8 protein-coding genes are annotated in these 15,009 nt (G+C 70.8%); 5 read left to right on the top strand and 3 right to left on the bottom strand.

Going from position 1 to position 15,009, the window contains the following annotated elements; all coding sequences use genetic code 11:
• Positions 1-6: 6 nt before the first annotated feature.
• The 3 genes from ASG95_RS06580 to glgP form a co-directional block, all read right to left on the bottom strand.
• The gene (locus tag ASG95_RS06580) at positions 7-1,041 is read right to left on the bottom strand and encodes an acyltransferase (RefSeq protein ID WP_057376943.1); all 1,035 of its coding nucleotides are present in this window, start codon (positions 1,039-1,041) and stop codon (positions 7-9) included.
• 240 nt (positions 1,042-1,281) lie between these two features.
• Positions 1,282-2,350: DUF222 domain-containing protein (locus ASG95_RS22330; protein WP_369820359.1), on the bottom strand; the 1,069-nt coding region annotated here is incomplete at its 3' end.
• Between the two features lie 282 nt (positions 2,351-2,632).
• Positions 2,633-5,212, bottom strand: a complete 2,580-nt coding sequence (glgP, locus tag ASG95_RS06570; RefSeq protein ID WP_057376941.1) for an alpha-glucan family phosphorylase — start codon at positions 5,210-5,212, stop codon at positions 2,633-2,635.
• A 155-nt stretch (positions 5,213-5,367) separates the two neighbouring features.
• Here glgP and ASG95_RS06565 point away from each other — a divergent pair, with 155 nt between their 5' ends.
• From ASG95_RS06565 to pgm, 5 genes are read left to right on the top strand one after another with little or no spacing between them, the layout of a single operon-like run.
• Positions 5,368-7,446, top strand: coding sequence for an alpha-1,4-glucan--maltose-1-phosphate maltosyltransferase (locus tag ASG95_RS06565; protein ID WP_082593083.1), 2,079 nt, complete (start codon positions 5,368-5,370; stop codon positions 7,444-7,446).
• Positions 7,446-9,155 carry a maltose alpha-D-glucosyltransferase gene (gene treS / locus ASG95_RS06560; RefSeq protein ID WP_056922763.1) on the top strand — a complete coding sequence of 570 codons (1,710 nt, stop codon included), beginning with the start codon at positions 7,446-7,448 and terminating at the stop codon, positions 9,153-9,155. The genes ASG95_RS06565 and treS overlap by 1 nt, the downstream gene beginning before the upstream one ends.
• Positions 9,148-10,584 carry a hypothetical protein gene (locus ASG95_RS06555; protein WP_057378770.1) on the top strand — a complete coding sequence of 479 codons (1,437 nt, stop codon included), beginning with the start codon at positions 9,148-9,150 and terminating at the stop codon, positions 10,582-10,584. Before treS ends, ASG95_RS06555 begins: the two co-directional genes overlap by 8 nt.
• The gene (glgB, locus tag ASG95_RS06550) at positions 10,581-13,199 is read left to right on the top strand and encodes a 1,4-alpha-glucan branching protein GlgB (RefSeq protein ID WP_235543514.1); all 2,619 of its coding nucleotides are present in this window, start codon (positions 10,581-10,583) and stop codon (positions 13,197-13,199) included. Before ASG95_RS06555 ends, glgB begins: the two co-directional genes overlap by 4 nt.
• Entirely contained in the window at positions 13,192-14,835 is a 1,644-nt protein-coding gene (pgm, locus tag ASG95_RS06545) for a phosphoglucomutase (alpha-D-glucose-1,6-bisphosphate-dependent) (protein WP_057376939.1), read from the top strand. The genes glgB and pgm overlap by 8 nt, the downstream gene beginning before the upstream one ends.
• Positions 14,836-15,009 lie beyond the last annotated feature (174 nt).

Raw genomic sequence — 15,009 nt, 5'->3', positions numbered from 1 at the left:
TCTTCCTCAGTGGGCGGGGAGCCCCACCGGCAGTGCAGGGACCTCGTCGGCCTCTGCCGCACCCTTCGCCTGGTGACGCAGGAACGGCGTCTCCACGACGAACCAGGAGGCCAGCGCCAGGGCCACGCTGACGGCCGTGATCGTGGTGGCGCTGACCCACAGCGGCAGGTCCCGCGACGCCACGCTCAGGGCCACCGGGAAGCTCCACAGGTAGAGCCCGTAGCTGATCCGCCCGGTCGCCACGAGGGGTCGCCAGGTGAGCAGTCGCGAGGTGCTGCGTGCGGCGTACGCGACCAGCACCACGGAGGCGACCGTGACGAGGGGCAGCAGCCAGGCGAGGGCGGACACCGGTCGCGCCGCACACAGGACCGCCACCAGCACCGCGCTCCCCGCCGCAGCCAGTCTCAGGCGGCCCACGGGGGCGCTCGCGAGGGCGAACGCCAGGGCGCAGCCGAGCACGATGGCATCGGCGCGAGTGTCCGGTCCGAAGTAGATCCGCTCGACCGGGGCCCCACTCGACGACAGGAGCACGCGCCAGGAGACGACCAGTGCGGCCACGGCAGCCAGGATCACGGCAGGTCGCCGGCGTCGCGCCACCACCGGGAGCAGGAGCGGCCAGAGGAGGTAGAACTGCTCCTCCAGCGAGAGCGTCCAGGTGTGCACGAGGTTGCCCAGGTTGTGACCGGCGGCGCCCGCGATGTTCGAGGCGTAGCCCGCCGCCAGCACGACGTCCAGCAGCGACTGGTGCGACACCAGGAGGTAGGCACTCACGCCGATGAGGAGCAGCGCCAGCGCGGGGAGCAGGCGCCGCGCGCGCCGCAGGTAGAAGCCGCGGAGGTCGATCCGACCGGTCGCGTCGTGCTCGGCACGGAGGATCGAGGTGATCAGGAAGCCCGACAGGACGAAGAACAGGGTCACCCCGACGGTGCCACCCTGCGAGAAGTACGGGAGGCCCGCGTGCTGGGCGAGGACGAGCAGGACTGCGACGCCGCGCAGCCCGTCGAGTGCCGGCCGGTAGCCCAGCGGTCCCCCTCGTGTCATGGGCGCAAGTGTGACCGGCCGCGGGTGGTCTCCGAATCCGCCGAATGGGCCAATCACGCCGCCCCTACGCCGCGCGCCGGCGCCCGTGCCAGCGCTCGCACTGCGCTCGAGTCGAGGTCGGTGCCGTGGGTGAGCCAGTGGTCGTAGGCGCCGGGGGTCAGGTCCCAGTGCACCCCGTCGTGGGTGAGCTGGGCGTGGTAGCCCTTCTTGTGGACGATGGTGTGGTGTCGCCCGCACAANGGTGTGCGTCGCACCAGGTCGCGGGGACCGAACAGTCGGGGAAGGTGCAGCCGCGGTCGCGTAACCACAAGGCCCGGGCCTGGGCGGAGGTGAAGAGCCGGAACCGTCGGCCGAGGTCCAGGACCTGCCCGGCCTTGCTGAGCACGACCGGGAGGATCCCGGCGTCGCAGGCGATCTTGCGGGCGGTCTGCGGCGGCAGCAGGGTCCCGGCCTCACCGGACCCGACCACGGTGGCGGCGTGGGTGCGGGCGGTCAGGTCCTCGAGGGTGACGGTCACGAACAGCTGCGCCTTGTCGGTGGTGGCGACCCCGTCGGCGGACGCGACGCCGCGGCGGACGACCTCGAGCAGGGCATCCATCCGGCGTTGCCCGGACGGGCGCCGGTCCGGCTCCCCACCAGCGGGGCGGGGCGCGGACAATCCTTGGACGGCGGCCTCGATCACGGTCTTGGCTTCGGTGTCGACGACCATCGTGTACTCGAACAGCCCGGCCCCGTCGGCGAACGGCTGCGACAACGACCGCCGCTCCCCCGCCCGGTCGTGCTCGCCCTGCAGCTCCCCGACCGCGCCGTGCTTGGCGACCAGCCGTTCCCGCAGCCCGCGGACGTCCTTGGGCCGACCCCACGACGCCACCTCGACCAGCCCGCCCATCACCGGGCCGTGCGCCCCGGGGGCCAGCCGCGGGGCGAGCCGGTCGAACTCCTCGACCACCACGACCGCGGTCACCAGCGGCACCCGCGCGTCGCGCACCGCCGCCACGAGGGCGGCATACCGGTCATCGGTGGCGGCCTCCGCGACCCGGACGACCCGGGCGGACCCGCCCGCCCGCAGGGCCGGGCAGTGGTCCAGCAGCCACGCGGACCCGCCGGACCGGCCCGCCCCGGTCTCACCCCGCTCGGTGGCCTCGCGGAGCACGTCGACCCGGGCCGCGTCGGCGCGGACGGTCAGCTGGTCGAGCAAGCCCGCGAACTCGCCCAGCCCGACACCGTCGGCGGACCACAGCTCGGCCTCGATCCCGGTCAGCGCGGCGCACGCGTCCTGGACAGCCGTGCGGCGCTGTTCGAACGTCATCCCCCGATCCATGCCACCGAACCTACCGGCCGGGTCTGACAGCCCACCGGCTACGAAACCTGTTGGGACACAACCTGATTCGCGACACAGGGCAGCGCAAGATCCGGCGCCGANCCCCCCCCCGGGAGTAGCCCACGAGCCGCCCGCCAGGCGATGCCAACCACCCTCCTGAGCGCGACGGTGGAGCGCCGGTGGTCCAGCTCCTCCGCCGGTCGTGACCACGAAGACAGGTATGCCGCGTGCGGACGTCCGCACGCGGCATACCTCACTGCCGTGCTGGGGTCAGGCGTTGGCGACCAGGCCGAGCTCGCTGGTGCTGGCCAGGCCGGCGTGCTTGGGCAGCACGCGGACCGTGTAGCCGAACGAGCCGGTGCGGGCCAGCGCGAGGTCACCGGCGAAGTGGTGGCGACCACCCTCGTAGGACTCGACGAACTGGAGCGACTCGCTGACCACGTCGCGCAGCTCGTCGGAGTCACGCGCGGTGCCGTGCACGACCTGGACGTCGACCTCGTCGGGCTCCAGCCCACCGAGGGAGACGTAGGCGTTGACGTGCAGCGTCTCGCCGATCTCGGGGCTGTCACCGACGCCCGAGGACTCGACGTGGTCGACGCGGACGGTCGGCCACGCGGCCTTGACCTTGGCCTTGTAGGCGGCCAGGTCGCGGGCGCCCTCGAAGGTCTCGCCGTTGAGCGCCCAGCCGGCGCGGGCAGCGGGCCCGTAGAGCTGGGTCGTGTAGTCGCGCACCATCCGGCTGGCCAGGACCTTCGGGCCCAGCGTCGCGAGGGTGTGCGTGATCATCGAGATCCAGTTCTGCGGGAGGCCCTCGGCATCGACGTCGTAGAAGCGCGGCGCCACGGAGTTCTCGATGAGGTCGTAGAGCGCAGCGGCCTCGATGTCGTCGCGACGCTCGGCGTCCTCGACGCCGTCAGCGGTCGGGATGGCCCAGCCGTTCTCGCCGTCGAACCACTCGTCCCACCAGCCGTCGAGGATCGACAGGTTGAGGCCACCGTTGAGGGCGGCCTTCATGCCGGAGGTGCCACACGCCTCGAAGGGACGCAGCGGGTTGTTCAGCCAGACGTCGCAGCCCGGGTAGAGGTACTGCGCCATGGCGATGTCGTAGTTCGGGAGGAACACGATGCGGTGGCGGATCTCCGGGTCGTCGGCGAAGCGCACCATCTGCTGGATGAGCTGCTTGCCGGTCTCGTCGGCGGGGTGTGACTTGCCGGCGATGACGAGCTGGATCGGGCGCTTCTCGTCGAGCAGGAGGCGCTTGAGCCGGTCGGGGTCGCGCAGCATGAGCGTGAGCCGCTTGTAGGTCGGCACCCGGCGGGCGAACCCGATGGTCAGCACGTCGGGGTCGAGGATGTCGTCGACCCAGCCGAGCTCGGCCGGGCTGGCTCCGCGCTTCTTCCAGGAGGAGCGGGTGCGGCGGCGGGCCTCCTTGACCAGCTGCTCACGCATCTCGCGCTTGGTGGACCAGATGGCCTCGCGGGGCACGTCACCGATGCGGTCCCAGGCGTTGTCCCGCTCGATGTCGGTGGTGCCGAGGTGCTTGGCCGCGACCTCGTAGACCTTGCGGTCCACCCAGGTGCCGGCGTGGACACCGTTGGTGACGCTGGAGATCGGGACCTCGTCGTCGTCGAAGCCCGGCCACAGCCCGTCGAACATCCCGCGGCTGACGACACCGTGCAGCTGGGAGACGCCGTTGGCGCGCTGGCCGAGGCGCAGACCCATGACGGCCATGTTGAACATGCCCGCCTGACCGCCCGGGTAGTCCTCCGCACCGAGGGCGAGGAGCCGCTCCACGGGGACGCCCTCGACGGCGCGGTCGCCGCCGAAGTGCCGGGTGATGAGGTCGGCCTCGAACCGGTCGATGCCGGCCGGCACGGGGGTGTGGGTGGTGAAGACGGTGGCGGCGCGGACCGCCTCGAGGGCCTCGTCGAAGGTGAGCCCGGCCGACTTCGTCAGCTCGTGGATCCGCTCGACACCGAGGAAGCCGGCGTGGCCCTCGTTGGTGTGGTAGACGTCCGGGGTCGGCGCGCCGGTCAGTCGCGACCACAGGCGCAGGGCGCGGACGCCGCCGATGCCGAGCAGCATCTCCTGCTGCAGGCGCTGCTCGCCACCGCCGCCGTAGAGGCGGTTGGTGATGTTGCGCGCGGCCTCGTCGTTGTCGGGCACGTCGGAGTCGAGCAGGAGCAGCGGCACGCGGCCGACCTGCGCCTTGAGGACGTGGGCGTGCAGCTCCCGGCCACCGGGCAGGTCGAGGGTGATGACGCAGGGGGTGCCGTCCTCCTCGCGCAGCAGGCTGAGCGGCAGGCCGTCCGGGTCGAGCACCGGGTAGGTCTCCTGCTGCCAGCCGTCGCGGTTGAGGCTCTGCTTGAAGTAGCCGGTCTTGTAGAACAGGCCCACGCCGACGATCGGGACGCCGAGGTCGGAGGCCGTCTTCAGGTGGTCACCCGCGAGGATGCCCAGGCCGCCGGAGTACTGCGGCAGCACCTCGGTGATGCCGAACTCGGGGCTGAAGTAGCCGATCGCCTTCGGGGCGCCACCCTCGACCTCGTCGGCCCAGGCCTGGAACCAGCGGGGCTCGGTCAGGTAGGTGTCGAGGTCTGCCTTCGCGGCGGCGACCGCCGAGACGAACTCGGCGTCGCCGGCGAGGTCACTCAGCTCCTGCGGGGACAGCGCCGACAGCAGCCGGACGGGGTCCTTGCGCACCTTGTCCCAGCGCTGCGGGTCGATGCGCTGGAACAGGTCACGGGTGGGTGGGTGCCAGGACCACCGAAGGTTGCTCGCCAGGTCGCCGAGGGCGGCGATGGGCGCGGGCAGGACTGTACGGACGCTGAAGCGTCGGATCGCCTTCACGTGGGGCATCCTAAGGCCTCGAGGGCAGAGTGAATGACGCGTTCTTGCAGAACTTTCAAGAATTTTCACGAGACCGTCCATCTCTGCACGTGGGGAGGTGCGCGAGGGGCCGACCGAGTAGCGTCGGGCGCGTGACAGCGAAGCCCCAGGCAGCCATGCCCAGCCCTCCTGACGCACCCAGTGCCGGCAGCACCGGCCAGAGACCCACGGTGACCAAGGCACCGACCACCTCGCACCCGCAGGTCCCCATCGGCCGGATCCCGGTCCAGGGGGTCAGCCCCGTCGTCGACGACGGCGCCCGGCCCGCCAAGGCGGTCGTCGGCGAGCAGTTCACGATCGGCGCCACGGTCTTCCGCGAGGGCCACGACGCGGTCAACGCGTCGGTCGTCCTGGTCGCCCCCGACGGGTCCGAGCGGGTCACCGCCATGACCCCCGTGAACCCCGGGCTCAACACCTGGGCGGCCGTGGTCGAGCCCGACGCCGTGGGCTGGTGGTCCTACCGCGTCGAGGGCTGGTCCGACCCCTACGGCACGTGGGACCACGACGCCACGATCAAGGTCGCCGCCGACGTCGACGCCGAGCTGATGCTCGAGGAGGGCGCCCGCACCCTCGAGCGCGCCCTGGCCGAGGTCAAGCGGTCCAAGGACCAGAAAGCCGTCCTGGCCGACGCGATCACGGCGCTGCGCGACACCCGGCGCCCACCCCTGGCGCGGCTGCACGCCGGCACCGACCCCTCCGTGCGCGCCGAGCTCGCCGCCCGCCCGCTGCGCGACTACGTGAGCCCGTCCGCGGCATACCCGTTGCTCGTGGAGCGCGAGCGGGCCCTGTATGGCGCGTGGTACGAGATCTTCCCGCGCTCCGAGGGTGCGGTGCAGGACCCCGAGACCGGCAAGTGGACCAGCGGCACGCTGCGCACGGCGGCGAAGCGGCTGCCGGCCATCGCGCGGATGGGGTTCGACGTGGTCTACCTGACCCCGATCCACCCGATCGGGACCACCAACCGCAAGGGGCCCAACAACACCCTCGAGGCCGGTCCCGACGACCCGGGCAGCCCCTACGGCATCGGCAGCGCCGCCGGTGGCCACGACGCCATCCACCCGGACCTGGGCGACTTCGACGACTTCGACTTCTTCGTCGCGCAGGCCGAGGAGCTGGGCCTGGAGGTCGCGATGGACATCGCGCTGCAGGCCTCCCCCGACCACCCCTACGTGACCACGCACCCCGAGTGGTTCAAGCACCGTGCCGACGGCACGATCGCCTACGCCGAGAACCCGCCCAAGAAGTACCAGGACATCTACCCGCTCTACTTCGACAACGACCCCGCCGGGTCGTACGCGGAGATGCGCCGGGTCATCCAGGTGTGGATCGACCACGGGGTCAAGATCTTCCGCGTCGACAACCCCCACACCAAGCCGGTGGAGTTCTGGCAGTGGCTGATCGCCGACGTGGCGCGCGACCACCCCGAGGTGATCTGGCTGGCCGAGGCGTTCACCAAGCCGGCGATGATGCACACCCTGGGCAAGACCGGGTTCCAGCAGTCCTACACCTACTACGCCTGGCGCAACCAGAAGTGGGAGCTCGAGGAGTACGTCACGGAGCTGGCCGGGGACGCCGCGTCCTACATGCGGCCGTCGTTCTGGCCGACCACGCACGACATCCTCACCCCCTACATGCAGTTCGGTGGTCCGGCCGCGTGGAAGCTGCGGGCCGCGCTCGCCGCCACCCTGGTCCCCACCTACGGCATCTACGCCGGCTACGAGCTCATCGAGCACGTGGCCCGGCCGGGCGCCGAGGAGCAGATCGACAACGAGAAGTACCAGTACAAGAACCGGCACTGGGAGGACTACGAGCCCGGCGGGGTCAAGGAGGGCCAGTCGCTGGCCGGCTACCTCACCCGCCTCAACGAGATCCGGCGCGAGCACCCCGCCCTGCACTGGCTGCGCAACATCACGTTCCACCACGTCGACGACGAGAACATCATGGCGTTCTCCAAGCGACGCGTGCTGGCCGACGGCACCGAGGACACCCTCGTGGTGGTCGCGAACCTCGACCCGCACAGCACCCGTGAGTCCACCATGCACCTCGACATGCCCGCCCTGGGCCTCGACTACCACGACGGGATCGCCGCGCAGGACCTCCTCACCGGGGCCTCCTGGCACTGGGGTGAGCACGTCTACGTCCGACTCGGGCCCGAGACCGAGCCCGTCCACATCGTCGCTATCCGGAGGTTCTGATGCAGGGTCTCAACCTCGCCCAGCCCGGGCTGAAGAACGACCCCGAGTGGTTCAAGACCGCCGTCTTCTACGAGGTGCTCGTCCGCGGGTTCGGTGACTCCAAGGGCTCCGGCTCCGGCGACTTCACCGGGCTGATGGCCCGGCTCGACTACCTCGCCTGGCTCGGGGTCGACTGCCTGTGGCTCCCGCCGTTCTACGCCTCACCGCTGCGCGACGGTGGCTACGACATCGCCGACTACACCGCGGTGCTGCCCGAGTTCGGCACGCTGCCCGACTTCCAGGAGCTGGTGTCGCAGGCGCACGCCCGTGGCATCCGGGTCATCACCGACTTCGTCATGAACCACACGAGCGACGCGCACCCGTGGTTCCAGGCCTCGCGATCCGACCCCGAGGGCCCGTTCGGCGACTTCTACGTGTGGTCCGACACCGACGAGCCCTACTCGGACGCCCGGATCATCTTCATCGACACCGAGGTCTCGAACTGGACCTTCGACCCGGTGCGCCGGCAGTTCTTCTGGCACCGGTTCTTCTCCCACCAGCCCGACCTCAACTTCGAGAACCCGGCCGTCCACGAGGCGATGTTCGACGTCGTCCGGTTCTGGATGGACATGGGCATCGACGGGTTCCGGCTCGACGCGGTCCCCTACCTCTACGAGGAGGAGGGCCACAACTGCGAGAACCACCCGAAGACGCACCAGTTCCTGGCCAAGCTCCGCAAGATGGTCGACACCGAGTACCCCGGGCGGATCCTGCTCGCCGAGGCGAACCAGCCCCCGGCCGACGTCGTGGACTACTTCGGCACCGAGGAGGAGCCGGAGTGCCAGATGTGCTTCCACTTCCCCGTCATGCCCATGCTCTACTACTCGCTGCGCGAGGAGAAGGCCGCGCCGATCGTCGACGTCATGGCCGACACCCCCGACAAGCCGGCCGGCACCCAGTGGGGCACCTTCCTGCGCAACCACGACGAGCTCACCCTCGAGATGGTCACGCCGGAGCAGCGCACCGCGATGTACGGCTGGTACGCACCCGACCCGCGGATGCGCGCCAACGTCGGCATCCGGCGACGGCTGTCACCGTTGCTGGACAACAGCCGCGCCGAGATCGAGCTGATCCACGCGCTGCTGCTCTCACTGCCGGGGTCACCGTGCCTCTACTACGGCGACGAGATCGGCATGGGCGACAACATCTGGCTCAACGACCGTGACGCCGTCCGCACCCCGATGCAGTGGACTCCCGACCGCAACTCGGGCTTCTCCTCGGCCGACCCCGGCAAGCTCTACCTGCCGGTCGTGTCGTCGCTCGTCTACCACTACAACAACGTCAACGTCGAAGCCCAGATGGCGAGCAGCTCGTCGCTGCTGCACTGGGTGCGGGCGATGCTCGAGATCCGCAAGCGCCACCCCGTCTTCGGGCTCGGTGACTTCGAGGTCTGCCCGTCGGACAACGAGGCGGTGCTGTCCTTCCTGCGCGTGACGTGGGACCACGACGGCAACAGCGACTCCGAGGCCGTGCTCTGCGTGAACAACCTCGCGAGCCGACCGCAGGCGACGACCGTCCGGGTGCCGGACGAGTTCCGGGGCGCCCACCTCGAGGACCTCTTCGGCGGCCAGGGGTTCCCGAAGATCAGCGACGACGGCACCATCACCCTGACCCTCGGCTCCCGCGACTTCTTCTGGCTCCGCCTGGTGCCGGGTGCAGCGCATGGCTGAGATCCACGACGCCACGCTCTCCCCCACGAAGCTCGAGCTCGTGGGGCCGTGGATGGCGCGCCAGCGCTGGTATGCCGCCAAGGGCAGGCTCCCGGTGCTGCGCAAGCTCTGGTCGTGGCGGCTCGACGACCCCGCTGGGCAGGTGGGCATCGAGACGCTCATCGTCGTGGACGAGGGTGGTCCCCAGCCGGTGGTCTACCAGGTGCCACTCACCTACCGCGGCGCGCCGTTGGAGGGCGGTCAGCAGGCCTTCGTCGGGACGATGGAGCACAGCGTCCTCGGTCCACGGTGGGTCTACGACGGACCCCACGACCCGGTCTACGCAGCGCAGCTCCTCGCGCTCGTGCTGGAGCAGGCCATCCCCCAGGCGGGCAGCGAGTCCGACACGGTGGAGCCCGACGTCGTGCCGCGCCGTCATCCGTCGTGGACGACCGAGACCGCCCTCCGCTCCTCGAAGGTGCTCTCGGGCGAGCAGTCGAACACCTCGATCGTGTTCGACTGCACCGACTCCGACGGTGCCGCGAAACCGTTGATCTGCAAGGTTTTCCGCATGCTGCAGTCGGGTGAGAACCCCGACGTGACGGTGCAGGGCGCGCTCTCCGAGGCCGGCTCGTCCCGGGTGCCCACCATGGTCGGCACCGTGAGTGCCGCCTGGCCGGCGGTGACCGGCGGCGACGAGCCCTCCCGTGGCCACCTGGCCTTCGCGCAGGAGTTCTTCCCCGGCACCGAGGACGCCTGGCGGGTCGCGCTGCGCGCCGTCGGCGCGCACGAGGACTTCGCCGAGCCGGCTCGCCAGCTCGGCGCCGCCACCGCTGAGGTGCACAAGCGGCTGGCGGAGATCCTGCCCACCGAGGCCGTGTCCGCCGAGGCGATCGCCACGGTCGCGGCCGGCATGCGGGCTCGCTACGTCGCGGCCGCCTCGGAGGTCCCGGCGCTGGCCGCCTACGAGCACCGGATCGCCGACGTCGTCGACCGGGCCGTCAACGCGAGCTGGCCCGCCCTGCAACGCATCCACGGCGACTACCACCTCGGCCAGGTGCTCAAGGTGGACGGCCGCGGCTGGGTGCTGCTCGACTTCGAGGGCGAGCCCCTCCGCCCGCTCTCCGAGCGCATGCTGCCCGACCTCGCGGTGCGTGACATCGCCGGCATGCTCCGCTCGTTCGACTACGCCGCGGGCTCGTGGGAGCAGTCCCACCCCGGCGGGAGTGCCCGCGACTGGGCCGAGAGCGCGCAGCGCGCCTTCCTCGACGGGTATGCCGCGGAGTCCGGTCGCGACCCGCGCGCGGACGCCGCGCTGCTCATCGCCTTCCAGCTCGACAAGGCGCTCTACGAGGTCGTGTACGAAGCCCGCAACCGGCCCACCTGGCTGACCATCCCCACGGCTGCCGTGGTCCGACTGCTCGACGACGCGAGGAAGGACCTGACGTGAGTCCACGGTTCGGCAAGAAGAAGCAGAAGCCCAGCTCCGACGAGACCCCCGAGGAGCAGGTCACCACCGAGACCGCTGCCACCCACGAGTCCTCGGAAGAATCACCGGGTCCTGACCCCGCAGATCTTCCGAACGACGACGAGGTGACGGCGACGGAGACGGCGACGGAGACGGCGACGGTGGCGGCGGCGGCGACGGAAGAGGCGACGCCGACGGCGACGGACGAGAGCCCGGCTGCACCCCCAGAGCCTGCTGCGGCCGAGGAAGAGCCCGCCAAGGGCTGGTTCGGCCTGACCGACCCCGCCGACCCGCAAGCGGCCGAGACGCCCACCAGCCGTTCGGCTGCGCGGCGTGCCGTCGAGCAGCCTGTGGAGCCCCCGGTCGAGCGCGTCCCCGAGCCGGTCCCCACGCCGTCGACCCCGGAGGAGGCCATCCGGGCCCTCGCCGACGGTCGCCACCAGCAGCCGCACGACCTGCTCGGGCACCACCTCGACGAGGAAGGGCTGCTGGTCCGCACCTACAAGCCGTTCGCGTCGTCGGTCGGCGTCCGGTTCCAGGACGGCGAGCGGATCGAGCTGCTGCACGAGTCCGACGGCGTCTGGGGCGGCATGCGGGTCGGGGCCACCCAGACCCAGGACTACCGCCTCCTCGTCGCCTATGCCGACGGCATCGAGCACGAGATGGACGACCCCTACCGGTTCGCGCCCACCCTCGGGCCGATCGACCTGCACCTCATCGGTGAGGGGCGGCACGAGGAGCTGTGGACCGTCCTCGGCGCCCACGTCCGCGAGTACCCCGGGCCGATGGGCACCGTCGTGGGCACGTCGTTCGCCGTGTGGGCCCCGCGCGCCCAGGCCGTGCACGTGGCCGGCGACTTCAACGGCTGGGACACCCGCAGCCACTCGATGCGGCTGCTCGGCGAGTCCGGCGTGTGGGAGCTGTTCGTGCCCGGCGTCGGTGACGGCACGCTCTACAAGTTCCTGGTCCGGGGCGCCGACGGCAAGGTGCGCGAGAAGGCCGACCCGATGGCCCAGGCCACCGAGCTCCCGCCCGGTCGAGCGTCCTCGGTCGTCCAGTCCCGCTATAGCTGGAGCGACGACGCCTGGATGGAGCAGCGAGCCGGCAACGACGCCCACAAGCAGCCGATGAGCGTCTACGAGGTGCACCTGGGCTCGTGGCGCAGCGGTCACGGCTACCGCGACCTGGCCGAGCACCTGGTCAACTACGTGGCCGACCTCGGCTTCACGCACGTCGAGTTCATGCCGGTGATGGAGCACCCCTACCCGCCGTCGTGGGGCTACCACGTGACCAGCTACTACGCCCCGAGCGCGCGGTTCGGCCGCCCCGACGACTTCCGCTACCTCGTGGACCGGCTGCACCAGGCCGGGATCGGCGTGATCCTCGACTGGGTGCCGGGACACTTCGCCACCGACCCGTGGGCGCTGGCCCGCTTCGACGGGCTCCCCCTCTACGAGCACGCCGACCCCCGCAAGGGCTGGCACCCGGAGTGGGGCTCCTACATCTTCGACTTCGGCCGGATGCAGGTGCGCAACTTCCTCGTCGCCAACGCGGTGTACTGGATGGAGGAGTTCCACGTCGACGGGCTGCGCGTCGACGGTGTCGCCTCGATGCTCTACCTCGACTACGCCCGCAAGGACGGCGAGTGGGTGCCCAACATCCACGGCGGCCGGGAGAACCTCGAAGCGGTGGGCCTGCTCCAGGAGGCCAACGCCACGGCATACAAGCGGGTGCCCGGGATCGTCACGATCGCCGAGGAGTCCACCTCCTGGCCGGGCGTCACGAAACCGACCGACAGCGGTGGTCTCGGGTTCGGGCTGAAGTGGAACATGGGCTGGATGAACGACTCCTTGAAGTACCTCAAGGAGGACCCGATCCACCGGCAGTACCACCACCACCTGCTGACCTTCTCGCTGATGTACGCCTACAGCGAGAACTACCTGCTGCCGATCAGCCACGACGAGGTCGTCCACGGCAAGGGCTCGCTGCTGCGCAAGGCCCCCGGCAGCCGCTACGACCAGCTCGCCACGGTGCGCGCCTTCCTGGCGTACATCTGGAGCCACCCCGGCAAGCAGCTGATCTTCATGGGCAGCGAGTTCGCGCAGGAGGCCGAGTGGGCCGACGGCCGACAGCTCGACTGGTGGCTGCTCGACCACGCCGCCCACTACCGGGTGCACAACCTGGTCAAGGAGCTCAACCGGGTCTACCGGGAGAACCCCGCGCTGTGGGCGCTGGACTCCGACCCTGCGGGTTTCGAGTGGCTCAACGCCGATGACAACGCGTGGAACACCTACTCCTACCTGCGTTTCGGCACGCCGGACCGGCAGGGCGCCGTGGTTGCCGTAGCGGTCAACTTCGGCGGCCTGGCCCGCGACCCCCTGCGGATCGGGGTGCCGCGACCGGGCGACTGGAAGGTCATCCTCGACACCAGCGGCTACGACGAGTTCGGCACGCCGAGCCAGGCGGAGGTCGTCGTGACCGCACAGGAGCACGGCGCGAACGGCCAGCCCTGGTCGGTCGAGGTCCGCGTCGCCGCGCTGTCCGCCGTCTACCTCGCACCGGTGGACGCCGACCGGAAGGCACTGGCCGATGAGTGACCCGCGTGCTGGACAGCTCGCCCAGCCCTCCGACCTGGTCGACGTCGCCCACCTGGTGACCGCCTACTACACGCTCGACCCCGACCCCGACGACCTCGACCAGCAGGTCGCGTTCGGCACCTCCGGGCATCGGGGCTCGAGCCTGCGGACGGCGTTCAACGAGGCGCACATCCTCGCGACCACGCAGGCGATCTGCGACTACCGGAAGTCGCAGGGCTACGACGGCCCGCTGTTCATCGGCCGGGACACCCATGGGCTCTCCGAGCCGGCGTGGGCCACCGCGCTGGAGGTGCTCGCCGCCAACGACGTCATCGTGCTCGTCGACGACCGCGACGGCTACACCCCCACGCCGGCGGTGAGCCACGCCATCATCCGCGCCAACGAGGGCCGCACCACGGGCCCGGTCCTCGCTGACGGCATCGTCGTCACCCCGTCGCACAACCCGCCCTCCGACGGTGGCTTCAAGTACAACCCGCCGCATGGCGGCCCCGCCGACAGCGACGCCACCAAGGTCATCGCCGCCCGCGCCAACGAGCTGATCGCGAGTGGTCTCGAGGGCGTCCGCCGTATGCCGTTCAGCCGGGCCCGCGCGCACGCGCAGCCCTACGACTTCCTGGGCACCTACGTCGACGACCTGCCGAATGTCGTTGACCTGCAACGAATCAAGGACGCCGGCGTCCGGATCGGCGCGGACCCCTTGGGCGGCGCCTCGGTCCACTACTGGGGCGAGATCGCCGATCGCCACGGGCTGGACCTCACCGTGGTCAACCCGCTGGTCGACCCGACCTGGCGGTTCATGACCCTCGACTGGGACGGCAAGATCCGGATGGACTGCTCGTCGCCGTCGGCGATGGCGTCGCTGATCGCCCGCAAGGACGAGTACGACATCGCCACCGGCAACGACGCCGACTCGGACCGCCACGGGATCGTCACCCCCGACGGCGGCCTGATGAACCCCAACCACTTCCTCGCCGTCGCCATCCAGTACCTCTTCGGCGGCGCCCGTCCCGACTGGCCGGCGGATGCCGCGATCGGCAAGACGCTGGTCTCGTCGTCGATGATCGACCGGGTCGCGGCCGACGTGGGCGGCCGACTCGTCGAGGTGCCGGTGGGTTTCAAGTGGTTCGTCCCCGGCCTCATCGACGGCAGCTTCGGCTTCGGCGGCGAGGAGTCCGCAGGGGCCTCGTTCCTGCGTCGCGACGGCAGGGCCTGGACCACCGACAAGGACGGCATCCTCCTGGCCCTGCTGGCCTCCGAGATCCTCGCCGCGACCGGCCAGAGCCCGAGCCAGCACTACCGCGAGCTCACCGCCCGGCACGGTGACCCGGCCTACGCCCGCATCGACGCAGCCGCCAACCGCGAGCAGAAGGCCAAGCTCGCGGCGCTGTCCCCCGGCGACGTCGCGGCGGACTCCCTGGCTGGGGAGCCGATCACGGCCAAGCTCACCGAGGCTCCCGGCAACGGCGCGGCCATCGGCGGCCTCAAGGTGACGACGGCGAGCGCCTGGTTCGCGGCCCGCCCGTCCGGGACCGAGGACGTGTACAAGATCTACGCCGAGTCCTTCCAGGGCCCCGAGCACCTCGCGCAGGTGCAGGCCGAGGCCAAGGAGGTCGTGGGCGCCGCCCTCGGCGGCTGACAGCGGGCTCACCGACGCCGGGCACGGCCCGACCAGCAGCACCGAAATTCGGAGGCATCCTCCGGAACAAACCGGAGGCACGCTCCGTTGGACCAAACATGACGCCCACGAACACGCACCAGACGCCCGGGCCTCGCAGTGTGCCTCGCACGGGCAGCTCCCGTCCCAACCTCG

It is taken from the genome of Phycicoccus sp. Soil803 (assembly GCF_001429685.1).
In the GTDB taxonomy this organism is placed as follows: Bacteria; Actinomycetota; Actinomycetes; order Actinomycetales; family Dermatophilaceae; genus Pedococcus.
The sequence above is the reverse complement of the archived record's forward strand: the minus strand, read 5'-3'. Positions and strand labels throughout refer to the sequence as shown.